This is a genomic window from Ruegeria arenilitoris, from assembly GCF_013031355.1.
Classification (GTDB): domain Bacteria; phylum Pseudomonadota; class Alphaproteobacteria; order Rhodobacterales; family Rhodobacteraceae; genus Ruegeria; species Ruegeria arenilitoris_C.
This window is the reverse complement of sequence record NZ_WPZO01000004.1, coordinates 323,670-346,127: the sequence shown is the minus strand read 5'-3', so window position 1 is coordinate 346,127 and position 22,458 is coordinate 323,670. Positions and strand designations below refer to the sequence as shown.

Annotated in this window: 29 protein-coding genes; 11 read left to right on the top strand and 18 right to left on the bottom strand. The window is 60.4% G+C overall.

Annotation, left to right across the window (positions count from 1 at the left end; genetic code table 11):
* Window positions 1-32 precede the first annotated feature (32 nt).
* On the top strand, window positions 33-740 hold the full coding sequence (gene sfsA, locus GOX63_RS12745; RefSeq protein ID WP_170326354.1) for a DNA/RNA nuclease SfsA: 708 nt from the start codon (window positions 33-35) through the stop codon (window positions 738-740).
* Window positions 709-1,233 (top strand): hypothetical protein, encoded by a 525-nt coding sequence (locus GOX63_RS12740; RefSeq protein WP_170326353.1) that lies wholly within the window; start codon window positions 709-711, stop codon window positions 1,231-1,233. Before sfsA ends, GOX63_RS12740 begins: the two co-directional genes overlap by 32 nt.
* Here the strand turns inward: GOX63_RS12740 and GOX63_RS12735 are convergent.
* Both GOX63_RS12735 and GOX63_RS12730 read right to left on the bottom strand, forming a co-directional pair.
* On the bottom strand, window positions 1,230-1,934 hold the full coding sequence (locus GOX63_RS12735) for a sulfotransferase family protein (protein WP_170326352.1): 705 nt from the start codon (window positions 1,932-1,934) through the stop codon (window positions 1,230-1,232). The genes GOX63_RS12740 and GOX63_RS12735 overlap by 4 nt on opposite strands.
* Window positions 1,897-2,898, bottom strand: a complete 1,002-nt coding sequence (locus GOX63_RS12730; protein WP_170326351.1) for a tetratricopeptide repeat protein — start codon at window positions 2,896-2,898, stop codon at window positions 1,897-1,899. Before GOX63_RS12730 ends, GOX63_RS12735 begins: the two co-directional genes overlap by 38 nt.
* 179 nt (window positions 2,899-3,077) lie before the next feature.
* On the opposite strand from GOX63_RS12730, the gene map reads away from it, so the two are divergent.
* The gene (map, locus tag GOX63_RS12725) at window positions 3,078-3,890 is read left to right on the top strand and encodes a type I methionyl aminopeptidase (RefSeq protein WP_170326350.1); all 813 of its coding nucleotides are present in this window, start codon (window positions 3,078-3,080) and stop codon (window positions 3,888-3,890) included.
* Here map and GOX63_RS12720 read toward each other — a convergent pair.
* The 4 genes from GOX63_RS12720 to GOX63_RS12705 are packed head-to-tail and all read right to left on the bottom strand — an operon-like array spanning window position 3,878 to window position 6,477.
* Window positions 3,878-4,057, bottom strand: coding sequence for a hypothetical protein (locus tag GOX63_RS12720; RefSeq protein ID WP_170326349.1), 180 nt, complete (start codon window positions 4,055-4,057; stop codon window positions 3,878-3,880). The two genes, map and GOX63_RS12720, sit on opposite strands and share 13 nt — an antisense overlap.
* A 23-nt stretch (window positions 4,058-4,080) precedes the next feature.
* A complete protein-coding gene (locus GOX63_RS12715) occupies window positions 4,081-4,716 on the bottom strand; it encodes an HAD family hydrolase (RefSeq protein ID WP_170545881.1) in 636 nt (211 codons plus the stop codon).
* Window positions 4,709-5,269 (bottom strand): 16S rRNA (guanine(966)-N(2))-methyltransferase RsmD, encoded by a 561-nt coding sequence (gene rsmD / locus GOX63_RS12710; protein ID WP_170326347.1) that lies wholly within the window; start codon window positions 5,267-5,269, stop codon window positions 4,709-4,711. The genes GOX63_RS12715 and rsmD overlap by 8 nt, the downstream gene beginning before the upstream one ends.
* The gene (locus tag GOX63_RS12705) at window positions 5,266-6,477 is read right to left on the bottom strand and encodes an NAD(P)/FAD-dependent oxidoreductase (RefSeq protein ID WP_170326346.1); all 1,212 of its coding nucleotides are present in this window, start codon (window positions 6,475-6,477) and stop codon (window positions 5,266-5,268) included. The genes rsmD and GOX63_RS12705 overlap by 4 nt, the downstream gene beginning before the upstream one ends.
* 98 nt (window positions 6,478-6,575) lie before the next feature.
* Here GOX63_RS12705 and GOX63_RS12700 point away from each other — a divergent pair, with 98 nt between their 5' ends.
* From GOX63_RS12700 to GOX63_RS12685, 4 genes are all read left to right on the top strand, one after another.
* Entirely contained in the window at window positions 6,576-7,061 is a 486-nt protein-coding gene (locus GOX63_RS12700) for a peroxiredoxin (RefSeq protein WP_170326345.1), read from the top strand.
* A 102-nt stretch (window positions 7,062-7,163) separates the two neighbouring features.
* Complete coding sequence (locus tag GOX63_RS12695) at window positions 7,164-7,409, top strand: glycine zipper 2TM domain-containing protein (RefSeq protein ID WP_170326344.1); 246 nt, start codon at window positions 7,164-7,166, stop codon at window positions 7,407-7,409.
* An 11-nt stretch (window positions 7,410-7,420) separates the two neighbouring features.
* Window positions 7,421-7,768 (top strand): hypothetical protein, encoded by a 348-nt coding sequence (locus GOX63_RS12690; RefSeq protein ID WP_254435941.1) that lies wholly within the window; start codon window positions 7,421-7,423, stop codon window positions 7,766-7,768.
* A 48-nt stretch (window positions 7,769-7,816) separates the two neighbouring features.
* On the top strand, window positions 7,817-8,122 hold the full coding sequence (locus GOX63_RS12685; protein WP_170326342.1) for a hypothetical protein: 306 nt from the start codon (window positions 7,817-7,819) through the stop codon (window positions 8,120-8,122).
* Here GOX63_RS12685 and GOX63_RS12680 read toward each other — a convergent pair.
* Genes GOX63_RS12680 through GOX63_RS12665 form a run of 4 tightly spaced genes read right to left on the bottom strand, consistent with a single transcriptional unit; the run spans window position 8,119 to window position 10,861 of the window.
* Complete coding sequence (locus tag GOX63_RS12680; RefSeq protein WP_170326341.1) at window positions 8,119-8,412, bottom strand: 4a-hydroxytetrahydrobiopterin dehydratase; 294 nt, start codon at window positions 8,410-8,412, stop codon at window positions 8,119-8,121. The two genes, GOX63_RS12685 and GOX63_RS12680, sit on opposite strands and share 4 nt — an antisense overlap.
* Window positions 8,409-9,596, bottom strand: a complete 1,188-nt coding sequence (locus tag GOX63_RS12675) for a GNAT family N-acetyltransferase (protein WP_170326340.1) — start codon at window positions 9,594-9,596, stop codon at window positions 8,409-8,411. Before GOX63_RS12675 ends, GOX63_RS12680 begins: the two co-directional genes overlap by 4 nt.
* Window positions 9,597-9,641: 45 nt before the next feature.
* Window positions 9,642-10,409 (bottom strand): glycerophosphodiester phosphodiesterase family protein, encoded by a 768-nt coding sequence (locus tag GOX63_RS12670; protein ID WP_170326339.1) that lies wholly within the window; start codon window positions 10,407-10,409, stop codon window positions 9,642-9,644.
* Complete coding sequence (locus GOX63_RS12665; protein ID WP_170326338.1) at window positions 10,406-10,861, bottom strand: RidA family protein; 456 nt, start codon at window positions 10,859-10,861, stop codon at window positions 10,406-10,408. Before GOX63_RS12665 ends, GOX63_RS12670 begins: the two co-directional genes overlap by 4 nt.
* A gap of 334 nt (window positions 10,862-11,195) precedes the next feature.
* On the opposite strand from GOX63_RS12665, the gene GOX63_RS12660 reads away from it, so the two are divergent.
* Together GOX63_RS12660 and GOX63_RS12655 are read left to right on the top strand one after the other, a co-directional pair.
* Window positions 11,196-11,966 carry an MlaA family lipoprotein gene (locus tag GOX63_RS12660; protein ID WP_170326431.1) on the top strand — a complete coding sequence of 257 codons (771 nt, stop codon included), beginning with the start codon at window positions 11,196-11,198 and terminating at the stop codon, window positions 11,964-11,966.
* Window positions 11,956-12,564 carry an MlaC/ttg2D family ABC transporter substrate-binding protein gene (locus GOX63_RS12655; RefSeq protein ID WP_170326337.1) on the top strand — a complete coding sequence of 203 codons (609 nt, stop codon included), beginning with the start codon at window positions 11,956-11,958 and terminating at the stop codon, window positions 12,562-12,564. The genes GOX63_RS12660 and GOX63_RS12655 overlap by 11 nt, the downstream gene beginning before the upstream one ends.
* A 57-nt stretch (window positions 12,565-12,621) precedes the next feature.
* Here the strand turns inward: GOX63_RS12655 and GOX63_RS12650 are convergent, their stop codons facing one another.
* From GOX63_RS12650 to GOX63_RS12635, 4 genes are read right to left on the bottom strand one after another with little or no spacing between them, the layout of a single operon-like run.
* Complete coding sequence (locus GOX63_RS12650) at window positions 12,622-13,719, bottom strand: ABC transporter ATP-binding protein (RefSeq protein WP_170326336.1); 1,098 nt, start codon at window positions 13,717-13,719, stop codon at window positions 12,622-12,624.
* Between the two features lie 5 nt (window positions 13,720-13,724).
* Window positions 13,725-14,624 (bottom strand): carbohydrate ABC transporter permease, encoded by a 900-nt coding sequence (locus GOX63_RS12645; RefSeq protein ID WP_170401212.1) that lies wholly within the window; start codon window positions 14,622-14,624, stop codon window positions 13,725-13,727.
* Window positions 14,617-15,489, bottom strand: a complete 873-nt coding sequence (locus tag GOX63_RS12640) for a carbohydrate ABC transporter permease (protein ID WP_170545878.1) — start codon at window positions 15,487-15,489, stop codon at window positions 14,617-14,619. The genes GOX63_RS12645 and GOX63_RS12640 overlap by 8 nt, the downstream gene beginning before the upstream one ends.
* Before the next feature lie 59 nt (window positions 15,490-15,548).
* Entirely contained in the window at window positions 15,549-16,793 is a 1,245-nt protein-coding gene (locus GOX63_RS12635) for an ABC transporter substrate-binding protein (protein WP_170545876.1), read from the bottom strand.
* Between the two features lie 218 nt (window positions 16,794-17,011).
* Between GOX63_RS12635 and GOX63_RS12630 the strand changes: the two genes are divergently transcribed.
* Window positions 17,012-17,749: a response regulator transcription factor gene (locus GOX63_RS12630; RefSeq protein WP_170326332.1), complete on the top strand. Its 738-nt coding sequence runs from the start codon at window positions 17,012-17,014 to the stop codon at window positions 17,747-17,749.
* A complete protein-coding gene (locus GOX63_RS12625; protein WP_170326331.1) occupies window positions 17,746-19,197 on the top strand; it encodes a sensor histidine kinase in 1,452 nt (483 codons plus the stop codon). The genes GOX63_RS12630 and GOX63_RS12625 overlap by 4 nt, the downstream gene beginning before the upstream one ends.
* 5 nt (window positions 19,198-19,202) lie before the next feature.
* Here the strand turns inward: GOX63_RS12625 and fliP are convergent, their stop codons facing one another.
* The 4 genes from fliP to fliF are packed head-to-tail and all read right to left on the bottom strand — an operon-like array spanning window position 19,203 to window position 22,399.
* Window positions 19,203-19,934, bottom strand: a complete 732-nt coding sequence (gene fliP / locus GOX63_RS12620; RefSeq protein WP_170326330.1) for a flagellar type III secretion system pore protein FliP — start codon at window positions 19,932-19,934, stop codon at window positions 19,203-19,205.
* A complete protein-coding gene (locus GOX63_RS12615) occupies window positions 19,934-20,221 on the bottom strand; it encodes a FliM/FliN family flagellar motor switch protein (RefSeq protein WP_170326329.1) in 288 nt (95 codons plus the stop codon). Before GOX63_RS12615 ends, fliP begins: the two co-directional genes overlap by 1 nt.
* Window positions 20,214-20,810 carry an ABC transporter ATP-binding protein gene (locus GOX63_RS12610; RefSeq protein WP_170326328.1) on the bottom strand — a complete coding sequence of 199 codons (597 nt, stop codon included), beginning with the start codon at window positions 20,808-20,810 and terminating at the stop codon, window positions 20,214-20,216. The genes GOX63_RS12615 and GOX63_RS12610 overlap by 8 nt, the downstream gene beginning before the upstream one ends.
* Window positions 20,810-22,399, bottom strand: a complete 1,590-nt coding sequence (gene fliF, locus GOX63_RS12605) for a flagellar basal-body MS-ring/collar protein FliF (protein WP_170326327.1) — start codon at window positions 22,397-22,399, stop codon at window positions 20,810-20,812. Before fliF ends, GOX63_RS12610 begins: the two co-directional genes overlap by 1 nt.
* Window positions 22,400-22,458: the final 59 nt, after the last annotated feature.

The window sequence follows — 22,458 nt, the reverse complement described above, 5'->3', positions numbered from 1 at the left end:
TCGACCGTTAGGGCAGGTATAGGCCCTGAGACATGCGATTTGAAACCCCCCTTGTCCCCGCCCGCCTTATCCGCCGCTACAAACGCTTTCTGGCGGATTGCACGCTGGAGGACGGGCGCGAGGTCACCGCCCACTGCGCCAATCCGGGTTCAATGATGGGGCTGGCCGAGCCGGGTGAGAAAATCTGGCTAGAGCCCAATGACGACCCGAAGAAAAAGCTGAAATACGGCTGGCGGCTGGTCGATCATGAAAACGGTCATTTCACCGGGGTCGATACCTCGGTTCCGAACAAAGCCCTGCGCGCGGCGCTGGAGGCGCGCGAAATCCCCGAACTGGCCGCCTATGAAACCGTCCGCCCCGAGGTGAAATACGGCGAAAACAGCCGGATCGACTTCTTGCTGACCCAACCCGGCCTGCCCGATGCTTATGTCGAGGTCAAAAGCGTCACCCTATCCCGCCAGCCCGGTCTGGCCGAGTTCCCCGACAGTGTAACCGCCCGCGGCACCAAACATCTGGGAGAGCTGGCGGCGATGGTCGCACAGGGGCACCGGGCGATCATGCTGTATCTGGTGCAGCGCACCGATTGCGATCGTCTGGCGCTGGCCGCTGATATCGACCCGGCCTATGCGGCGGCGTTTCAGGCCGCACAGACGCAAGGGGTGGAGCGGTTGGTGTATGGGACGCGGATATCGCCTGACGGGGTAGGGGTTGAAGCAGGTCGCAGTTTTAAAACACCATAAGGGGTTTTTCACACAGCACGTGATTGCTTCATTCTGGAACGATCAGATTGCAAAAATTAATATCCTACAGATGTTTATTCGATTTTTGGCCAACACAGACCATCCAAGCCTAAATGCAGAACTGGGCATGTTTGCAGCGCGGGACACAATCGACTTTTCACGTCTGAAAGGCAGTGTTCAACGCGCCCACGAGGAAGCTTTTTACTGGTTCAGCCCTGAAGGCGGCGGGGGGCTGACATACCCTCGGCTACGGGGAAAGGTTCGTACACCCGATATCAGAAAATCACTGTTCTGGTTTCGTGAAGACGCAAAATTCTACAACCGCGCGGCAGGGAACGTCATAACGCGGGCGCGTGAATTGGCCTCGGCGTTGACTTTGGCAGGATGTGAAATTCGCGAGATCCGGACACGTGATCCAGGCAAGATTATTTGGCAGGACCACCTGCAAGTGCTTGCAAGACCCAAGTCTGATGACATCCCCAGAGCGTTTTAAAGCGCCTCCGCCACCTCAGGCCACAATTCGGCATCCAACCTCTTCACAAACGGCTCAAAGTGATCAGCCACCGCCTGCCAACCGCCAACCGAGGCCGTATTCACCGGCTGTCGGGCCTGCAGGTTACTGGCCGTTTTGATCGCATTCGCGGATTGGTCCGGCGTCAGCATGGCGTCCTCAAAGGGCAAGTCACAAATCCGCGCCAGATCTTGCGCAGTGTTCTGCAGATCGCCCACCAAGGTCTCATACCGAATATCGTAGATACGCCCCGGAAGAACCTCGTGCCAGTCACGCATATAGCGCTGATACCGGTTGGCCTCAGCCGCCATCCAGTTCAGGTCATGAGTGTAATAGAGCCCACCCGCCCCGAAATTCGCACGCCACATGGACAAAGCGATATCCTGCGGGTCGCGCAGCACGTTGAGGATCACGGCATTGGGAAAGGCCTGCGCGATCTCACCCAAAAAGGCATAGTTGCCGGGGGCCTTATCAACAAATGCCTCAGCATCATCCGGCAGTGCAGGCAGCTTGTCAAAATAGAAACCGGCCAGTTTATGGGTCTCGCGCCATTCCGGCGGTTGCGCTTCGGCCTGACGCGCCCATTGATGAACCGAGGCCAGCTCACCCAGCCCCTGAACCGCGGAATGGCGGGCCAGAATACGTTCAACCAGCGTCGTGCCGGACCGGGGCAGGCCGACCACGAAAATCGGCCGGGCACTGATAGCAGACGGCTCTGTGTTCGTGGCGGGCAAAGGGGCGGCCAGTCGTTTGACGCAGTCTTTCGCGCTGCGCTCTTCCCAGGATTCGAACCCGTTGCGCTGCAGCTTGTGAGCCTCGGCCAGATGCTGCATTTCCTGAGCCGTGTTTTTTTTGCCGGCGCGCCAGATTGGCCGCAGCAAACCGGAGTTTCACCTCATCCTCCGGATTGGCCGCGGTGCCGCGTTCCAGCGATTTGGAGATCCCGGTCTGCAACATGGCGATGTCGTCAAAGGACAGGTTCGGCATACCAGCCATTAATTCCAGCGCTTCCGGATGTTCCGGCGCTTGCGCAAGGACCACGCGGACGTTTTTCAGAACCTCATCCAATTGCCCCAAACCCAGTTGCGACTTCGCCAGCCGCAACAGGCCCGGAAGGTATTTCGGTTGATTCTCGACCAGCGCCATCAACACATCAACGGCATCCTGCCATTGGTGCATCGAATCCAGAATGTCCGCCTTTAGAATCTGTGCATTCAGATTGGCCGGTTCGCGACTCAATACCTGCTCGACATCGGCCAACGCCTGTTCCGGTTCCTGCTCTTGCAACAAAGCCAGTGCGCGAATGAACTGTTGGGCGGGGCTCAATGGGCCGCGCGCGGCGATCTTTTTCAGAAATGTCAGCGCATTTGCGGGATCTCCCCCCTGAACCAGACTGAGCGCAAAGTTCTGGATCAACTCGGCGTTTCCGGGGTCCAGCTGCCAGGCCTGATGGAAATGGGTTTGGGCCAGTTTGGGTTTTTGCTGCTGCACCGCGCTGATGCCCGCAAGTCTTGGCAGGGCCGCGACTTTTGGCCATTTCTTGGCGGCTTTGGTGGCTCGTTTGAAGGCACGATCCGGTCGCCCGGTCTGGAGAAGTTCGCTGATGCTGGCAATCTCGGCTCTCAACTGGTCAGCTTTTCTTTGCATCTGCCTGCCCTTCTCTGTTTCGTGAGCCCGCCTGGACTTGCCTTGCGCTAGTTCATTATTACCTGTGGGTCTGCACGCGATCCGGCGCGGTTCTGCCATTGCGACCTGACGCCCTCTGGTACTTTCTGCACAAGCAGCGTAAAAGGAATGCTGCGCGAAACATTTGGAGCCTCGCATCCATGAAAGAACATCGTGGCCGTCTGACCAAGGACGGTATCCGCATCTATGAGCAGAATGACTTTGCCGGCATGCATGCGGCAGGGGCATTGGCTGCGCGGATTCTGGATGACATTGCAAGCCACGTCTTTCCCGGTCAGACCACCGGCGCGATTGACGGGCTGATCACCCAGATGGTCGAAGACGCGGGCGCAACCTCGGCCACCATCGGCTACAAGGGCTATCAGCACGCCAGCTGTATCAGTGTGAATCACGTGGTCTGCCACGGCATTCCCGGCGACAAGCGGCTGAAGGATGGCGATATCCTGAATATCGACGTCACGGTCATCGTTGACGGCTGGTTTGGCGATACGTCGCGCATGTATGTGGCGGGCAAACTGCCCCGCAAGGCCGAGCGTCTGATCCAGGTGACCCATGATGCCCTCTTCAAGGGGATCGAGATGGTCAAACCGGGCAACACGTTCGGGGATATCGGCCACGCCATTCAGGCCTATGTCGAGGCGCATCGGATGAGTGTTGTCCGCGATTTCTGCGGTCACGGTTTGGGTCGCGTGTTCCACGCACCGCCGAATGTGCTGCATTATGGCCGCCCCGGTACTGGTGCGGTTCTGGAAGAAGGCATGTTCTTCACCATCGAACCGATGGTCAATCTGGGCCGCCCCGAGACCAAGACGCTGGCCGATGACTGGACCGCCGTGACCCGCGACAAGTCGCTGTCGGCGCAGTTCGAACATTCGGTGGGTGTGACGGGGGATGGGGTCGAGATCTTTACCCTGTCACCGGGTGACAAGTTTCACCCGACCTATTCCTCCTGATCGGCGGCCTGATCGCGTAACAGTTTCAGCAATAGGGTTTCCTGACCCCATGGCGTGACCGCGTCGTTGATGAACACCGGCGCGCGCGTGGGTTTCCGCTCGGGCCCGGTGGTTGCGTCGGTTTCCTGCGGAACAGTCCAGATCGGATGTGTCAGGGCACGGTCCATGCCATGATACTAACACGTCCTGGTCAAATCCCCAAAAGCACCGGAACCTCGGCCATATCGGTGATGACTTCTGCGCCGAGCTTGGCCAGATCATCCCCACCCCCATGCGGCGCATAGGCCAGACAGCGCATATTGGCGCGGATTGCGGCGGTAACACCGCTGGCGCTGTCTTCGATGACCACGGGCCGCGAGGCGCCGAACTGTTTCGCAGCCGTCAGGAACATGGTCGGATCGGGTTTGCCGACACCCAGTGTGTAGGCCGTGAACATTACGTCCTTGAACCGATCCCATAGGCCGTTCTGCCCCAAAGTGACCCGCATTTTGTCCGGACCGCCATTGGAGGCAACGCAGAACGGCACGCCGCGTTCATCCAGAAGCGTCAACAGTTCCGGAATGCCCGGAACCAGAGGCACGCCCTTTCGAAGATGGGCATCGGTTTCGGCATCGAATTCCGCAATCCAGCCCTCGGGCAGATCAGCCCCCAGACCGCGGGCGATATCCTGAACTTCGGGCATGGTCTTGCCGGTAAAAATCCGGTGGCACTCATCCGCCGTCAATGACAGCCCGTGCCGGGCCAGGTTTGCGACCAGCACCTGATTGGACAGGGGCTCACTGTCGACCAGAACGCCATCGCAATCGAAAATGACCAGATCATGCATTCGGGGCATCGCTCCACATCAGGGTAATATGCGTGTCGCCGTATTTTCGACTGTCCTGCAGGGTGAACCCCGCGGGCGGTTGCATCGGGGCGTTTTCTTCCCACACGATCAAGGCTTCGTCGGCGATCCAGCCTTGCGACAAGGCGGCGATGGCCTTCTGTCCCATAGACTTGCCATAAGGCGGGTCCAGAAAGATCAGATCATAGGGCGCGCCAGAGTTTTCTCCCAACCGCGTGGCATCCCGGCGGATCAGGTCAGTGCGGTCGGCGCTGCGGGTCAGGTCGATATTCTTGCGGATCAGACCCTGCGCCACGCGCCCGTCATCGACAAAGGTCACATGCGCCGCGCCGCGCGACAGCGCCTCAAGCCCCAGCGCGCCGGTGCCCGCAAACAGGTCCAGCACACGCAGCCCGTCAAAGTCGATCTGATGGCCAAGCACATTGAACAGGCTTTCCCGGACGCGGTCGGTGGTGGGGCGCAGATGGGCACCCGTATCCCCCTTACCGACCGAGGCCAAGGCGCGGCCCCGGAACTCTCCGGCGATGATCCTCACGCCTTGAGCAGCGGTTTCAGATCCGCGCTTGCATCGGCCACGATGGCAGGATCGGCGGTCTTGCCCGATTCAATCAGGCGTTTGCCAACCATGTAGGCGCGCGGATCGTTCATCGCGTCCACCGCAATCAGCTGATCGCCCTTGTAGTACCAGAACGACACAGTCTGCCCGTCGCCCTTGCGGGTCACAACGCGGTCATAGCCGGTGTTCAGGCCCGCGATCTGCAGTTTGACGTCATACTGATCCGACCAGAACCACGGCGTTGCCACGTAATCCTTGGCCGCGCCCAGCATGTTTTGGGCCACAACCTCGGCCTGATCGATTGCGTTGGGAACGCTTTCCAGGCGGATGCGGGTGCCGCCATGCGGGAACGAGGCGCAATCGCCCGCCGCCCAGATTGATGGGTCGGAAGTGCGGCCATGAGCGTCGGTCTTGATGCCATTGTCCAGTTCCAACCCGGCCATCTCGGCCAGCTGAGTCGAGGGGGAAATGCCCACGCCGACGACGACGAAATCGACCTGCAACTCAGTGCCGTCGGTCAGAACCGCGCCAACTACCTTGCCGTTTTCACCGACCAGGCGCTCCAATCCAACGCCTTCGCGGATATCGGCGCCATACTCAGTATGCAGCGCTCGGAAATAGTCGCTGGTTTCAGGCGCGGCCACCCGTTGCAGAATGCGATCAGCCATCTCGACCAGTGTCACCTTGACCCCGCGCTTGGCGCAGACCGCCGCGGCCTCGAGCCCGATATAGCCGCCGCCCACGATCAGCGCGCGTGCGCCGTCTGTCACGCGGGGCTCCATCTCGTCGATATGGGCCAGATCGCGCACCACATGCACACCCTCCAGATCACCGCCAATCGCAGTAGGCAGATAGCGTGGGTCCGACCCAGTGGTCAGTGCCAATTCGTCATACGAGATCACCTCATCACCGACCGTCACGGTCTTGGCCTGCGGGTCAATCGCCGTCACGCGTTGGCCCAGACGCATGGTGATGTTGTTCTCGGCATAGAAACTCTCGGGCCGCAGGAACAGGCGTTCCAGCTCCATCTCGCCCAGCAGATAGGCCTTGGACAGCGGCGGGCGCTGGTAAGGCAGATGCGGCTCGGCCCCGATCAGGGTGATGTCCCCGTCAAACCCGTCCTTGCGCAGTCTGGCGACAAGCGATGACCCCGCCTGCCCCGCGCCGATCACGACAATATGGCTCATGTTCCTCCCGCCCTGTCGAATTCACGTGGTCTCGTCCACCCGACCACCTATATTGCGGCTAAGCCCGACTCTGCAAATCCAAATGACAGGAGCTTAAAATGATTTCGACAGGTGATATGCTGCCCGACGCCACGCTGACCCAACTGGGCGCAGACGGCCCCGAAGAGGTACGGGTTTCAGACAAGACCAAGGGACGCAAAGTGGTGATCTTTGCGGTGCCCGGCGCCTTTACGCCGACCTGCCATTCGGCCCATGTACCCAGCTTCATGCGCACCAAGGACCAGTTCGACGCTAAGGGCGTGGACGAGATCATCTGTGTCTCGGTCAACGACCCCTTCGTGATGAAAGCCTGGGGTGAGGCCACCGGCGCGACCGAGGCCGGCCTGACCATGCTGGGCGACGCCGCTTCCGAGTTCACCAAGGCCATCGGCATGGATTTCGACGCGCCGCCAGCCGGTCTGATCGCGCGGTCCAAACGCTATGCGATGCTGGTCGAAGACGGCAAGGTTACCGCCCTGAATCTGGAAGAAAACCCCGGCGCTTGCGAGATTTCGGCTGGTGAAGGCCTGCTGGACGTAATCTGATGCGACTTGGCCCCGGGTGACCTCGGGGCCTTGTTGACCATTTAACTTGATGCGACGCCCTGATCTGCCAATATTCAGATAAGACAATCAGGAGTTTGTTTGATGAAGCTTAAAATCATTACCTTATTGCTAGGCACTGCGGGGGCGTTGGCCGCCTGCGGCCCAGCCCCGACCCCGCAACAACAGGCGGCGCGCCAGCACGAAATTGCGTGCCTCAGCGGAACGCTGGGCGGTGCGCTGATCGGCGGTGCCATTGGCAACCAGTTCGGGGGCGGATCAGGCAAGTCCATCCTGACAGGCGCAGGCGCTGCCGCCGGCGCTGTCGAAGGCAACAGATTCGCATGCTGAGGAGAGCCGGAATGACACGTGGACTTATTATCGCTGCGGCCGTTTTGCTGGCCGGTGCCGCCTCGGCCGAAAACGTTGCCGAGTTGCACGAAAACGAGCTGAGAGCCATCGACAAAAACAATGACGGGTTCCTGTCCCGTGAAGAGTTCGACGCCTTTTCCGACTATGCGTTTCAGGCGATGGATGTGAACAAGGACAGTTCGGTGGGACTGCAGGAGGCCAAGCCGCATCTGGACGAAGACCAGTTTCGGGACGTTGACCGCGATAACGATGGCTTCATCTCAAGGTCGGAATTCGACGCGCAGATGAACGACGATTTCCTGTCGGCCGACAAGGACCAGGACGGTCAGTTGGATTAAACCGGACGGCCTCGCACTTGGCGGGGCCATCCACACGGGGGGCGTGCCATGCAAAAATGGGGACTTGTCGGCATTCTGAGCCTGCTGGCGGCCTGCGACGTGGCGCAGGCGCCGGTGGTGACTGGGTCGGACGGGCAGGCGCGTATTCAGATCAATACGTCCGGGCTGACCTGTTACAACAACCGCTGTCTGGACATTAACCCAGCCGCGCGCAGCGTGCGTCAGATCGGCAATCGGACGACACGAATTCCTGCGGGCATAGATGTCAGCAATGGCACCGTAACTCCCGCAGAGTTTGCGCAGATGGGCACCGCCGCATCGCTGGCGGGCGGTGTCGGTTCAGGCAATCGTTAACAGAGGCTGTCCATTTTGCGGGCCAGCTTGGCGTCCAGCGCCGACAGTCCGCCTACGTCATGGGTGGCCAGCGTCACCTCAACCGTGCGATAGACGTTGATCCACTCGGGGTGGTGGTTCCATTTCTCGGCAAAAATCGCCACCTGTGTCATCCAGCCGAAGGCGTGTACGAAATCCTCAAAGATGAACGTCTTGGTCATCGCATCCCGGCCTTCGACCATGGTCCAGCCATTCTTGAACAGCGGGTCCAGCAGCGGCCCGCGGGTCTCGGTCGACAATAGTTCGGTCATTGCTGTTCCTCCGGGTTCAATTTCCTGAACGGGCCGTATTCCGTCAGGATCTCGATCTCTTCTCCCACTGCGGCGGCCTCGGCGTCCAGATATTTCCGGATCGCATCGGCAAAACCGGGGTCACCGACCCAATGCAAGCTATGCGTGCGCGTAGGTAAATAGCCTCGCGCCAGCTTGTGTTCGCCCTGCGCCCCGGCCTCAACCCGGGCCAGACCATGGGCAATGGCAAAATCAATCGCCCTATAGTAGCACAATTCGAAATGCAGGCAGGGGTGATGTTCGACGCAGCCCCAATAGCGGCCAAAAAGGGTTTCGCGCCCGATGAAATTCAGCGCCCCGGCAATCGGGTAACCGTCGCGTTCTGCCAGCACCAAGGCCATGTCATCCGCCATGGTTTCCTGAGCGATATCAAAGAATTGACGCGTCAGATACGGCATACCCCACTTGCGCGACCCGGTGTCCTGATAGAACCGCCAAAAGGCATCCCAATGCTCCGGACGCAGCTCGTCGCCGGTCAGTGTGCGAATCTCACCGCCGAACGCGCAGGCCTGGGCTCGCTCCTTGCGGATATTCTTGCGTTTTCGCGAGGACAGCGCATCCAGAAAGCCGTCGAAATCCGCGTATGCGTCATTGAGCCAGTGAAATTGCTGCGACGTACGAAGCATAAGGCCCATCTGTTCGCCGGCGATGGCCTCATCTTCGGTGCAGAAGGTAGCGTGCAGCGAGGACACCCGATTGTCGGCGGCCAGTTGCACCGCGCCTTGTACCAGCGCGGACATGCCCACTGCCTCGTATCCCGGTCGTACCAGAAAGCGCCGCCCAGTGGCGGGGGTGAAGGGCACGGCGATCTGCAGCTTGGGGTAATATCGCCCACCCGCGTTTTCATAAGCATGGGCCCAGTTATGGTCGAAGATGTACTCGCCCTGACTGTGCGACTTGGCGTACATCGGCGCCGCCCCGATCAGCATCCCATCCAGATAGGCGGTCAGATATTGCGGCTGCCAGCCGGTGCCCCGCCCGACCGAGCCGCTGTTTTCCAGCGCCGACAGGAACCGATGGGTGGTGAACGGGTCCAGTGGCCGCCCGCCATCAGCGACCTCGGGGCAGGCGCAACTGTCCCAGTCCTCAGAGGAAATCTGCGAGAGCGATCCCAGAACCTGAACTTCGATTTGCGCCTGATCCATGTGCCCTCCGCGTCTGACCTTTATCTGTGACGGAGCGGGACGGGTTCAACCCGGATGTTGGGCCAAATAGCCTTCGAAGGTCACATTGTCGGCAACCGCGCGGGCCAGTGCCTCTTGTTCAGGCGATCGCACCGTCCAGCACAGAATCGGCACGCCCTGCGATTTCAGCTCGGCCACGCGGGGGCGGGACAGGTCTGCGGCCTCATGGCTGATGAAACTGGCACCGACCCGGTCGAAATCGGGAATGTTGCGCAGGTGATCGCAGACCTTCTGCGGCAACAACTCCTCCTTGGGCTGATATGAACAGGTCACGATGCCACGCGGCAGATGCGGTGCAAGCCGCGCCAGTTCGGCCACCGAGTTGGGGTTGAACGACATCAGCGCCACCGGCCCGTCATAACCCTGCAGCGCACGCACCGCGTCCGCCTCAAGCGGCCCGACATCGGAGCCCATCGCGCCGTCCTGGTCCTTGAACTCGATCAGCAGCGGCACCTTGCCACCCACCATCTCAAGCACCTCGTCCAGTGTCGGGATGCCATCTTCAGCGTGCAGCAGCTGGGTGGCCTGCGCCTGCGCCGCCGAGATCTGCTGAATCGGGCCAGACTGCCCGGTCAGGCGCGTCATGTCATAGTCATGAAACACCATCGCTTGGTTGTCCGAGGTCAGTTGCAAATCGATCTCGATGCCGTAACCGGCCTCGATCGCAGCTTGAATGGCCGCCCGGCTATTTTCCGGGCGGTTGTCCGACTTGTCATGCAGCGCCCGATGCGCGATCGGGGTCTGCAGGAACACGGAAGGCAGGGGCGGTGTCATTGGACCTCGAAAATGCCTTCGATTTCGACGGCCACGCCTAAAGGCAGAGCGGCGGCACTGACGGCGGAACGGGAGTGACGGCCAGCATCACCCAGCGCCTCGACCAGGAAATCGGACGCGCCATTGATGACCTGAGGCTGGGCGGTGAAATCGGCAGTCGAGTTCACGAAACCGGTCAGCTTGATCACCCGCACCAGCTTGTCGATATCGCCGCCACAGGCCGCCTTGACCTGCGCCAGCAGGTTGATGGCGCAGACCTTTGCCGCCGCCGCTCCGGCCTCAACCTCCATGTCATCGCCCAGCTTGCCGGTGATCAGATCATCATCCTTGGAGATCTGACCCGACACATAGACGATGTTGCCGACCCGCACAAAGGGGACGTAATTCGCTGCCGGTGCGGGCGCGTCCGGCAGGCTAACGCCGAGGCTTTCCAGTTTTGCTGCGATGCTCATGAGGTTTCCTCCAAATCTTGAGTCGCGGCGAAGCTAACCGGGACGGGCAAATTCGGAAAGTCAGAAAACGGGGATGGACGTGCCCGAAAGGTGGGCGTAACTCTTCTTATTCCGAACAGTTGAAGCGGTGCCGCTTTACCTCAGCCCATCGGGCGGGTTAAACGCTATCTGTTTCATATTGGTTGTGAAACGTATATGTGACGTCGGATTAGGCCGCGCTATGTGGCCATAGGCAGTATTGATTGATAGTTCGGGTCAACGGCCCGAATGGTTTGGAGTTGCAAAGACCGTGTTGAGCAGACCACGCCTGAAACACCTGATCGTTCTGTCCCTGATGGCAGTCCTGAGCGCCTGCGCCACGCGGCCTCCGGAAGGAACCCCGCCAAATGAGGTGTTCGATCCCTATGAGCGAAACAACCGGGGCATTCACAAATTCAACCTCGGCGTTGACCGGTTTCTGTTTCGACCGGCGTCAAAAGGGTACGTCAAGATCGTGCCCGACCCCATGGTGACCAGTTTCAGCAATTTCGCCGAGAATCTGACGCTGCCAGGGCAGGCGGTCGATTACCTGCTGCAGGGCAACCCAAAGCAATCCGGCAACGCGCTGCTGCGCTTTGTCATCAACATGACAGTGGGCGGAGTGGGTCTGTCTTCACCGGCAGACGAGTTGGACCTGCCTCCCGTGGACACCGATTTCGGGGAAACCCTGCACGTTTGGGGTGTGGGTGAAGGCGCCTATGTCGAACTGCCCTTCTATGGCCCGTCAACTCAGCGGGACGCGATTGGCGTTGTGGTCAACCTGTTCTCGAACCCGATCAATTTCAGCCCCACCCGACCGGTCGACAATATCGGTGTCTATGCTGAGGTGGTGCGCCGAATGGGTGATCGGGGCCGGTTCTCGGACACTGTCGATTCGATTTTGTATGAAAGTGCCGATAGTTATGCGCAGGCACGAACAATTTTCATCCAGAACCGCCGCTTCGAACTGGCACGCGATGATGAGGAAGCCTATCTGGGCCTGTATGACGACCCCTATTCCGAAACCGGGACCGACCCTGTCAGGGACCCCTACCTAGACCCCTACGAGGACCCCTATGCCGAATAACCATTTGAACCGACGCGGCTTTATCGCCACCGGCCTGGCCGGTGTGATGCTGACCGCCCTTCCCGCCTTTGCCCAGACCGAAGCCAGCGCCAAGGCCCTGGTTGTCAGTGTCGTGGACGATATCAACCGTGTGATCGCTTCGGGCAAATCCGAAAAAGCCATGATCCGCGATTTCGAAAAGATCTTTGTGCAATACGCCGATGTGCCGATCATGGCGCGCTATGTTCTGGGCGCCGATGGCCGCTCGGCCAGCCCATCGCAGATCAAACAGTTCACCAAGGCGTTTCAGGGCTATATCTCGAACAAGTACGGCCGTCGTTTCCGTGAATTCATCGGAGGTCAGGTGACCGTGCGCAACGCCCGCAAGATCAAGGCAGGTTACGAGGTGCGCACCTCGGTCAAGCTGCAGGGCTCGTCGCCGTTCGAAGTGACCTTCCTTGTTTCGGACAAATCGGGCCGCGACAAGTTCTTCAACATGTTCATTGAAGGGGTGAATATGCTGCTGACCGAACGGACCGAGATCGGCGCGATGCTGGATGCACGCGGTGGCGATCTGAACCGTCTGATCAAGGACATGAACCGCAATAAAGTCGGCTGATCCGGTTCGCAGTTCAAAAAAGCGCCGCGCGATTGGCTTCGCGCGGCGCTTTTGTGTTCAGTTCAGGCGTTCGCCGGATTCCTTGGCAAAGTAGGACACTTTGCTCATGTCAAAGGCGAGGTTCAGCATCTTGCCCGCCTGCGCACTGGTTTCCGCATGTAGACGCGCGGTGACTTGCTTGCCGCCCAGTTCTGACACCACATAAGTGTCGGCGCCTGCGGGTTCGACCATATCGACAAGGCACTCCGCCTCCTGCACGCCTGCACCGGCGCGGAAGCCTGCCTCGGCGATATCCTCGGGGCGCAGGCCAAGGATCACGTCCTTGGGCAGTGACAGGTCGCGAGTATCTTTCAGCACCAGCGTGTCACCCGTTTCGCGCGCGATGGCGATCTCGGTGCCTGAGCCGTTCTTGGTCGCCTGCGCCGGGATCAGGTTCATTGCGGGTGAACCCATGAAATCGGCCACGAACAGGTTCGCCGGGTTGTTGTAGATCTCGGCCGGGGTGCCGATCTGCTGCACGACACCACCTTTCAGAACCACGATCTTGGTCGCCAGCGTCATCGCTTCGATCTGGTCATGGGTCACGTAGACGATGGACGCATCCAGTGTCTGGTGCAGTTTCTTGATCTCGGTCCGCATCTCGACCCGCAGCTTGGCGTCGAGGTTGGACAGCGGTTCGTCAAACAGGAACAGCTTGGGGTCGCGCACCAGCGCCCGGCCCATCGCCACCCGCTGACGCTGACCACCCGACAATTGGCTGGGGCGGCGGTTCAGCAGCGGCTCGATCTGCAGCAGTTGGGCGACCTCTTTCAGCTTGGCGTCCTGAGTGGCCTGATCGACGCCGCGCACTTTCATGCCAAAGGTGATGTTCTTGGCCACCGACATGGTCGGATAAAGGGCGTAAGACTGGAACACCATAGCGATGTCGCGGTCCTTGGGGCTGACATGGGTCATGTCGTTGCCGCCGATGGACAGGGTGCCGCCGGTGATTTCCTCCAGCCCCGCAATACAGTTCAGCAGGGTGGATTTACCGCAACCCGAGGGGCCGACCAACACCAGAAAATCGCCCGGTTCGATCGAGATGTTGATGTCCTTCAGAATCTCGGTCGCACCGTAATTCTTGTAGAGTTTGTTGATATCAAGGATGGGAGCCATGGGTCTTATCCCTTCACTGAGCCTGCGGTCAGACCGCGGATGAAATACTTACCGGCAACGACATAGACGAGCAGCGTCGGCAGCCCCGCGATGATCGCGGCAGCCATGTCGACGTTGTATTCTTTGACGCCGGTGGTGGAGTTTACGATGTTGTTGAGCGCCACGGTCACGGGCTGCGTGCCCGCCTGGCTGAACGACACGCCGAACAGGAAGTCGTTCCAGATCTGCGTGAACTGCCAGATCACGGTCACCACGATGATGGGCAGCGACAGCGGCAGGAAGATCGACCAGAAGATCCGCAGGAAGCCTGCGCCATCAACCCGGGCGGCCTTGGTCAGTTCGGCCGGAATAGTGACATAGTAGTTGCGGAAGAACAGCGTGGTGAAGCCCAGCCCGTAGATCACGTGGACAAAGATCAGGCCCGGAATGGTCCCGGCGATCCCCATCATGCCCAGCAGACGTGCCATCGGCAGCAGAACCACCTGGAACGGGATGAAGCAACCAAACAGCATCAGCGAGAAGATGATGTTGGCGCCCTTGAACCGCCACTGCGCCACGACATAGCCGTTCAGCGCGCCCAGCAGGGTTGAAATCGCCACCGCGGGCACCGCGATCAGGACTGAGTTCCAGAAGTAAGGCCGCAGACCTTCACACTGGATACCGGTACAGGCGCCGGACCATGCGGTTTTCCAGGCGTCAAAGCTGACTTCGCGGGGTAGTGAAATCAGGGACCCGGTGCGGATTTCCTCAAGGCTCTTCAGCGATGTGGTCAACATCACGAACAGCGGCATTAGGTAATACAGCGCGAACAGGCCCAGCAGGACATACAGCAGCCAACGCAGGGCAATCTTGCCAGTGGCGCTTTGGGTGCGGGTTTCGGTATGGGGCATCGACAGATCAGTCATTTTTAGCCCTCAGCTCTGAGTAAAGGTAAGGAACCACGATGGCAAAGACGACCAGCATCATGATCATCGCGGAGGAAGCCGCCTGACCGATATCGCCGCGCGAAAAGGCCATTGCGTACATATAGGTTGCCGGCAGGTCGGTCGCGTAACCCGGACCGCCGCCTGTCAGGGCGATGACAAGGTCAAAGCTCTTGATCGCAAGGTGGGCCAGCACGATGAAGGCGGACAGGAAGATCGGGGCCATCGAGGGGATGATGATCGCCGTATAGATACGCCATGTGGGGATACCATCGACCTGTGCGGCCTTGATGATTTCACCATCCACCGACCGCAGACCGGCCAGGAACAGTGCCATGACGAAGCCCGAGCTTTGCCAGATGGCAGCCATCACAATGGTGTAGATGGCGTAATCCGGGTTCACCAGCCAATCGAACTTAAAGTTTGTGAACCCCCAGCCCTGCACCATGGATTCAATGCCCAGACCCGGGTTCAGGATCCACTTCCACGCGGTACCGGTCACGATCATCGACAGCGCCATCGGGTAGAGGTAGATGGTCCGGATGGCCCCTTCGACGCGGATTTTCTGATCCAGCAGGATCGCCAGCAACAGGCCCAGCACCATCGCAATCACGATGAACAGCGCGCCAAAGATATACAGGTTGTTGATTGCCGTATCCCAGCGGGGCGAGTCGAACAGGCGTTCATACTGGATGAATCCCTTGATCTCGTATTTCGGCAACAGTTTCGATCGGGTCAGTGACACCCAGGCCGTCCATCCGATAAAGCCGTAGACAAAGATCAATACGGCAATGAACGACGGTGCCAGCACCACCTTGGGAAGGTGGTTTTCCAGCCATTCGGACATTTTTTCCTCCGGGAAAAAGAGGTTCTGCCCCGTCAGTATAGGGGCAGAACCGGTTCGGATCAGTAGCTGTTGGCCACTGCGTCCGCCAGTTGCTGAACCGCGTCAGCCGAGGACATTTCCGAGTTGAAGTGAGCGGTCACAACGTCAGTGATTGCGCCGGACTGCGATCCGCGCAGCGCCATACCGTGGGCATAGGACGGCAACAGCGAACCGGCCGCCGAGGTCGACCCCATGTCTTCGGCCGACAGGTTGGCGCAGATGTCAAAGTCATCCAGCGCCACGTCGGTGCGTGCAGGGATCGAGCCCTTGTTCAGGTTGAACACTTTCTGGAAGTTCGGCGCCACGATCAGTTTTGCCAGCAGGTCCTGACCGGCTTTCTTGTCGTCACCGTCCACGTTGAACATGGCAAAGCTGTCGACGTTGTACAGATAGCCGTCGCCGGGGGTCGAGGCACACAGGAAGTCTTCGCCGGGCTTTTTACCTGCTGCCAGGAATTCACCCTTGGCCCAGTCGCCCATGATCTGGAAAGCGGCCTCGCCATTCATCACCATCGCGGTGGCCAGGTTCCAGTCACGACCCGAGAAGTTCTCGTCCACGTAACCGCGCATCATGCGCATCTGGTCAAAAACCTGAACCATCGTGTCCGAGGTCAGGGCTTCGGGATCCAGATCAACCAGTGCTTTCTGATAGAACTCGGGGCCGCCGATACCCAGTACAACGGCTTCGAACACAGTGGCGTCCTGCCACGACTGACCACCGTGGGCCAGAGGGATAACACCGGCATCCATCAACTTGGTCGCGGCGGCGTTGAACTCATCCCAAGTGGTCGGCATCTCGATGCCGTTTGCGGCCAGCACGTCGGCGTTGGCCCAGATCCAGTCGACGCGGTGCACGTTGACCGGCGCGGCGCACCATGTTCCCTCGCACATCATGTGACCCGCGATCGAGGCGGGCAGTACGTCGGCCCAGCCTTCGGCCTCGGCCACGCTCGAGATATCGGCCAGAACGCCTTCTTCGTACCATTCCTGAATGGCGGGGCCTTTCAGCTGAACCGCGGTCGGCGCGTTACCGGCCAGAACGCGGGCACGCAGCGCGGTCATCGCCGCGTCGCCGCCGCCACCGGCAACCGGCATGTCGGTCCAGGTACCACCGTTCGAGGCGAACTCTTCCTGAAGAACGGCCACCGATTTGGCCTCACCACCCGAAGTCCACCAATGCAGAACTTCAGCCTGCGGCTCGGCCAGAACCGACGTCCCGGCCACCACGGCCAAGGTCGATGCAGTGGCAAATACAAAACGCTTCATTACGTGTCTCCTCCCTGAGAACTTTGTGACTGCAAACGCAGCGATGCCGGACATACTGCGCCCAGATTGCTGTCTGGCAACGCGGAATCCGCTTCCAAGCCCGGCCATGGTCCAAATTTTCACCGCTTTTGTTACAGCGTGTTACGTTGACATTGAATCTGTTTCCGTTCGTTACAATGGACGGTACCGGAGGAGCAGAAATTGGGAGGACAAGCCGCGTGAGCATTCCGCGACTACTGGTGGTGGATGACGACCCCGAGATGCGGTCGATGATGACCCAGTTCCTGCAGCAGAACAGTTTTATCGCCCTGCCTGCCAGCTCGGAAAACGAAATCCGATCGCACCTGACGGCAGGTCGGATCGACCTGATCCTGCTGGACGTGATGCTGGGGGATGAGAACGGCGTCGAGATCTGCGCCCGCCTGCGAGCCGAGCAGGATGTGCCGATCATTCTGGTCTCGGCCTTGTCTGCCGACCATCAGCGCATGGCGGGATATGAGGTCGGCGCCGATGACTATATCGCCAAGCCGTTCAACCCGCAGCTGTTGCTGGCCCGTGTCCGCGCGGTGATGCAACGTGCCCGCCGTACCCCGTCGTTGGCCTATCGCCGCCGCACGCGCAGTTTTCGGTTCAATGACTGGGTTTATGATGGCAAACGGGATGAGGTCCACTCGCCCGAAGGCTATCTGGTCTCGTTGTCGCAACGGGAAACCGCGCTGCTGAAGGTTCTGCTAGCCAATCCACATATCCCGCTGACCCGGGATGAAATTGCCGCCGCGCTGGATGTCACCGGCAGCACCGACAAACCCGAGGCGCAGGGCCGCGCCATCGACATGCTGGTCGGGCGGCTGCGGTCGAAGATCGAGGCAAACCCGAAAGACCCGCAGATGTTACGGACCGAGCGCGGTGTCGGCTATGTCTTTGCCGCCGAAGTGTCCGTGGACGAGGGCGCATGACAGCGCGCGCCCCGCGCCTGCGCAGCCTAGGCTGGATCTGGACCGGAGCGGCTTTTGCCACCGGCCTATTGTCCGCAGGGTTGTGGTTTTCTTCGGCCCGCGCCTGGGATGACTTTCTGACCCGCGCCTATGTTGCGGGCTTCGCCGTCTACGAAGAGTTGCGGGTCGGGATGACCCCTCCGCCCGGTGTCACGGTCACGGCCTTATCGCCCGAGGCGACGCAACTGGCCGATGCAGGGCGGTTCGAGCAATTGCCGGGCCTGTCCGACCGCAGCTTTGTCACCAACCTGTCGATCCTGACCGACAACACTGCCCCTCTGACCGGGCGCGAACTGACTTTGGCGGTGATGTCCGACCGGCTGGTCTATCCGGTTTCCGATATCCTGTCGCGCATTGATCAGACCGGGGCCGAAAAGATGGGCAACCTGACCCGCCTGCTGGCCACTTATTGCAGTGAACCCATCCTGATTGCCCGGTTCGGGCGCAACGACTGGCGGCAGGTGGACGGCACCGATGTCTGGGGTTGCAAGGCCGCCCCCGCCGACCTGCGCCTGCCCGCCATTCTCGCCGCGGTCGTGGCGCTGGCGGTCATCCTGACCTCGGTCGGCAATGTCTCGGATACCTTCACCCGGTTTGCAGGCGCGCTGCGCGACCGCAAACGCCGGGGCGGGCCGAACAGCTATGATACCGATGGTCCGGCGGAACTGCGCGAGATCGTCTCGGCCGTGAATGACCATCTGGATGCCGAACGCGCGCAGTTGGAAAAGCGCGCTACCGTTCTGTCTGGCGTCAGTCACGATCTGGGCACGCCCGCCACCCGCGTCCGCCTGCGGGCGGCGTTGATCCCGGATGACGAGCTACGCGAAAAGCTTGAGGCCGACGTGGACCAGATGACCGGCATGATCGAAAGCGTGCTGACATACACGCGGTCCGAGCTCAGCGTCGAAGAACCCCGTCAGATTTCACTGACCGCGCTGGTCGAGTCACTGGTCGCCGATTATCAGGATATGGGCTTACCGGTGACGCTGAAGAAAATCGAACCGGTCGCGGTCGAGGGCGCGCCGTCGGTCTTCATGTCCCGGCGCGGGCATGGGTCATTGCCGGAAACGCGTCGGATGCTGGTGATGGCGCGGCCGATCTCATTGAAACGCGCGCTGACGAACCTGATCGACAACGCCCTGAAATACGGTCGCCATGCCGAAGTTCAACTGGAAACCGATGCGCGCACGGCCACCATCACGGTCGAGGATAAAGGGGCCGATCTGTCCGTGTCGGATATCGAAGCGCTGATGGCCCCGTTCCGCCGCGGCTCGAATATCGGGTCCTCGGACGGGTTCGGCCTTGGCCTGACCATTGTGGCCACGATTGCCGAACAGCATGGCGGTTCCCTCAGTTTCGAGGCCGGGGATCAGGGCCTGCGGGCGCGGCTGCAGATCACCCGGCAATGACCGCTTTAGGTCATGTAACTGCGCACCAAGGCCCCGGCGATCAGCGACCAGCCGTCGGCTATGACGAAAAACGCCAGCTTAAACGGTAGCGATACGGTTGCAGGCGGCACCATCATCATCCCCATCGACATCAGCACCGCCGCCACCACCAGATCGATGATCAGAAACGGCAGAAAGATCAGAAAGCCGATCTGAAAGGCGCGGGCAATCTCGGACAGCATGAAAGACGGCATGAGGATCGAAAGCGGCGCCTCGGGTGAAAGCGCGATGGTATCGCCGCCGGGTCGCAGGGCGGCCATGGAATGAAACGTATCGGGGTCCAGACGCGCAGCCATGAAGGCGCGGAACGGTTGGACGGCGATTTCCAACGCCGGTTCAACCTCCATCGTTTCTTCGACCATCGGTTTGATGCCGGTGGTCCAGGCCTCGGTAAAGACCGGTTCCATGATGAAATAGGTCAGGAACATCGCCAGGCTGACGATCAGCATGTTGGGTGGCGATTGCTGCAGCCCAATGCCTTGTCGCAGGATAGCCAGAACGGTGATCAGAAACGGAAAACAGGTAATCATGATCGCCAGCCCCGGCGCGAGGCTGAGCACCGTGATCAACAGAATCAGTTGGATGGTCCGCGCCGAGATCGAGCCGCCTTCGCCCAGTGACAGCGACAACTCCTGTGCCGCAGCCAAGGATGGGGACAGGGTCGCAAGCGCGACAACCAGCCAAAGCAGAACCCGCATCAACCGATCCCGTTCTGCAAATCCGCAATCTCGGTCAGGCGCACAGCAAGCTGACCCGCCTGATCGCCTTCCATCTCTTCCAGCAGACCACGGGCGACCAGCTGATCACCTACATAGAGGTCGACCGGGTCCTCGATCCGCTTGTCCAGCGTCAGTACGGCATTCTCTCCCATGTTCAGCAGATCGCGGATCAAGGGTCGCGCGCGCCCGACCGAGACTGTGACCTCGATCGGGACGGCTTCGAACGGGTTGGCTTTTTCGGGTTTCGGGGTCTGTGTTTCACTCATGGCTCACTGCCTCTTTTGCCTCAAATACATATGCGTCGAATGCCCCGGCGACCGAGGCGAGCAGACCGCTGCAATCCACCTCGCGCTGAGAGGTGCCGACCTGAAGCCGGGCCTGAGCGGGCTCCAGTGAAGGGTCTTCGATCACACGGGTGGGTGCAGACAGGTCCTGCGGCAACAGGGCCTCAACCTCATCCGTACGGCCTGTGGGTACGAAGATCTGCATCGGCTGGCCGATCTGTTCGCGCGCCATCTCAACCAGTTGTTCAACCAGCCGCACCGCAAAGCCCTGATCCAGCGTCTGGGGCAGGACAACCTGCACCAGACTTTGGAACATCGGCTCCAGCGACAGGGTCATCCGGGTGACGGCCTCGTGATAGGTAAAGGACATATCCTCAAGCGATTTGGCCAGTTCAGCCGAAACCTGCCCCCGGCTTTGTTCCTGCGCCTGAACCGCGTCTTCCCACCCGGCGCTGTAGCCTTGCTCAAAGGCGGCCAGACGTTGCTCTTCCAGCGCATCCTCGTCCAGAAGGTGCAGCTTGCCACCCCCGGCCTGCAGGGTGAAATCCTCAAGAAGATGGGCAATCGACATCAGACACGCTCCTCCCCTTCTTCGAGCCAGCTGCGCAGAATCTCGACCGTCTCTTCCTGCTTGTCGCCGATCATCGCGCGCAGCCGATCCACCGGATCAGCGCCCTGCTGAGCGGCCAGTGCCGGAACGTCGCCAGCGGGTGCCTGACCCGGCAGCGAGGTGAATTGTCCGTTCTCGTCGGTTGCAATTTCGCCGGTCAGATAGGCCTCAGGCTCCGGAGCAGTCCCGGCAGGCAGCAACGCGGGCGCCATTGCCGGTTTCGTCAGGATCGGGCGGATTACGAACAGGCCGAGCACCAGCGAGACAATCGCCAGAACCGCCATCTGGATCAGCGACATCGCGTCGAAATGCATCTTTTGCCAGATCGAGGCCGAGGCCATCGTGCCCTGCGGTTCAACCACCGGCAGGTCCAGCGATTTCAAGGTAATGACGTCCCCGCGCGCCGCGTCGAACCCTACGGCCGAAGCGACCAACTCTTTCAGCGCGTCCATCTCGGCCTCGGGCATCGGCTCAAAGCTTTCCACTCCGGCCGCGTCCACCGTGCGCGTTCCGTTGACCAGAACCGCAACGGTCAGGCGTTTGATCGCGCCGGGGGCGTTGTGGACCTCCAACTCAGTCTCGGACACCTCATAGTTCACCCGTTCCCGCGTCTGCGTCGCGTTGGAGTTCGATTCGTCGCCTCCTGCCCCGTCCCCATCCGGCAGGTTCGACGCCACGGTAACATCGGCGGACTGGTTGCGGGCACTATCCGAGCGTTCTTCGACATCGGTACTGATGGCGACGCGGCCATTGGGATCAAAACGGCGTTCGCGGATGGATTCGGTTTTGGTCACCGTATCGACGCTGACCTCAACCACTGCGTTCCCGTTGCCGACGCGTGCTTCGACCAAACGCATCACCCGTTCACGCAGCTGTTGCGCCTTGTCATCTGCCGTATCAGCGGCCACGGTCGTTTCCTGCGCCCCGATCACCGCTCCGTTCGAATCGACGACGGTGACATTCTCGGGCGCCAGGCCACTGACGGCCGAAGCCACGAGAAATCGGATCGCCTTGGCCTGATCGGATGTAACCTGCGCCCCCGACGGCACCAGATAGACCGAGGCCGTCGGCGCCACGCTGCGCTGGAACGGATTGGTTGACCCGTTGGCGATATGCACCCGCGCCTGGCTGACATGCGGGCTGCCGACGATGGTTCGGGCCAGTTCCCCCTCTTTCGCGCGCCAATAGGCGGCATCGAACATCTGCGACGTGGTGCCAAAGCCGCTGAGCGAATCCAGCAGCTCGTACCCCTGATTGCCGTTGGCAGGCAGGCCTTCGCTGGCCAGGGTCATACGCAGCTCATCCCGCTGCGACCCGGGCACATAGATCGAGCCGCCGCGAATTTCGTACGGAACTCCGCGCTGTTCCAGCGAGCGGACGATGTCTCCCGCAGCACCACTTTCCAGCCCCGCATAGAGCAAGGTCATCGACGGTGCCGTCACCAGACGTGACATCGCAAGGACCCCAAGAAACACCAGCACGACCGCACCGGCAACGATGATTTGTTTACGCCTGTCCAAACTTGCCCAGACAGTTCCGATCTGCTGCACGCTCACCTCCGACTCGCCGACATTCTGCCCGGCGCATCCCCTGTTTGGACGATTGCCCT

Coding starts and splice junctions, on each gene's coding strand:
- sfsA (WP_170326354.1), top strand. CDS start 33: ATGCGATTTGAAACCCCCCTTGTCCCCGCCCGCCTTATCCGCCGCTAC.
- GOX63_RS12730 (WP_170326351.1), bottom strand. CDS start 2,898: ATGCAAAGAAAAGCTGACCAGTTGAGAGCCGAGATTGCCAGCATCAGC.
- map (WP_170326350.1), top strand. CDS start 3,078: ATGAAAGAACATCGTGGCCGTCTGACCAAGGACGGTATCCGCATCTAT.
- GOX63_RS12720 (WP_170326349.1), bottom strand. CDS start 4,057: ATGGACCGTGCCCTGACACATCCGATCTGGACTGTTCCGCAGGAAACC.
- GOX63_RS12715 (WP_170545881.1), bottom strand. CDS start 4,716: ATGCATGATCTGGTCATTTTCGATTGCGATGGCGTTCTGGTCGACAGT.
- GOX63_RS12705 (WP_170326346.1), bottom strand. CDS start 6,477: ATGAGCCATATTGTCGTGATCGGCGCGGGGCAGGCGGGGTCATCGCTT.
- GOX63_RS12700 (WP_170326345.1), top strand. CDS start 6,576: ATGATTTCGACAGGTGATATGCTGCCCGACGCCACGCTGACCCAACTG.
- GOX63_RS12695 (WP_170326344.1), top strand. CDS start 7,164: ATGAAGCTTAAAATCATTACCTTATTGCTAGGCACTGCGGGGGCGTTG.
- GOX63_RS12690 (WP_254435941.1), top strand. CDS start 7,421: ATGACACGTGGACTTATTATCGCTGCGGCCGTTTTGCTGGCCGGTGCC.
- GOX63_RS12685 (WP_170326342.1), top strand. CDS start 7,817: ATGCAAAAATGGGGACTTGTCGGCATTCTGAGCCTGCTGGCGGCCTGC.
- GOX63_RS12680 (WP_170326341.1), bottom strand. CDS start 8,412: ATGACCGAACTATTGTCGACCGAGACCCGCGGGCCGCTGCTGGACCCG.
- GOX63_RS12675 (WP_170326340.1), bottom strand. CDS start 9,596: ATGGATCAGGCGCAAATCGAAGTTCAGGTTCTGGGATCGCTCTCGCAG.
- GOX63_RS12670 (WP_170326339.1), bottom strand. CDS start 10,409: ATGACACCGCCCCTGCCTTCCGTGTTCCTGCAGACCCCGATCGCGCAT.
- GOX63_RS12665 (WP_170326338.1), bottom strand. CDS start 10,861: ATGAGCATCGCAGCAAAACTGGAAAGCCTCGGCGTTAGCCTGCCGGAC.
- GOX63_RS12660 (WP_170326431.1), top strand. CDS start 11,196: ATGGCAGTCCTGAGCGCCTGCGCCACGCGGCCTCCGGAAGGAACCCCG.
- GOX63_RS12655 (WP_170326337.1), top strand. CDS start 11,956: ATGCCGAATAACCATTTGAACCGACGCGGCTTTATCGCCACCGGCCTG.
- GOX63_RS12650 (WP_170326336.1), bottom strand. CDS start 13,719: ATGGCTCCCATCCTTGATATCAACAAACTCTACAAGAATTACGGTGCG.
- GOX63_RS12645 (WP_170401212.1), bottom strand. CDS start 14,624: ATGACTGATCTGTCGATGCCCCATACCGAAACCCGCACCCAAAGCGCC.
- GOX63_RS12640 (WP_170545878.1), bottom strand. CDS start 15,489: ATGTCCGAATGGCTGGAAAACCACCTTCCCAAGGTGGTGCTGGCACCG.
- GOX63_RS12635 (WP_170545876.1), bottom strand. CDS start 16,793: ATGAAGCGTTTTGTATTTGCCACTGCATCGACCTTGGCCGTGGTGGCC.
- GOX63_RS12625 (WP_170326331.1), top strand. CDS start 17,746: ATGACAGCGCGCGCCCCGCGCCTGCGCAGCCTAGGCTGGATCTGGACC.
- fliP (WP_170326330.1), bottom strand. CDS start 19,934: ATGCGGGTTCTGCTTTGGCTGGTTGTCGCGCTTGCGACCCTGTCCCCA.
- GOX63_RS12615 (WP_170326329.1), bottom strand. CDS start 20,221: ATGAGTGAAACACAGACCCCGAAACCCGAAAAAGCCAACCCGTTCGAA.
- GOX63_RS12610 (WP_170326328.1), bottom strand. CDS start 20,810: ATGTCGATTGCCCATCTTCTTGAGGATTTCACCCTGCAGGCCGGGGGT.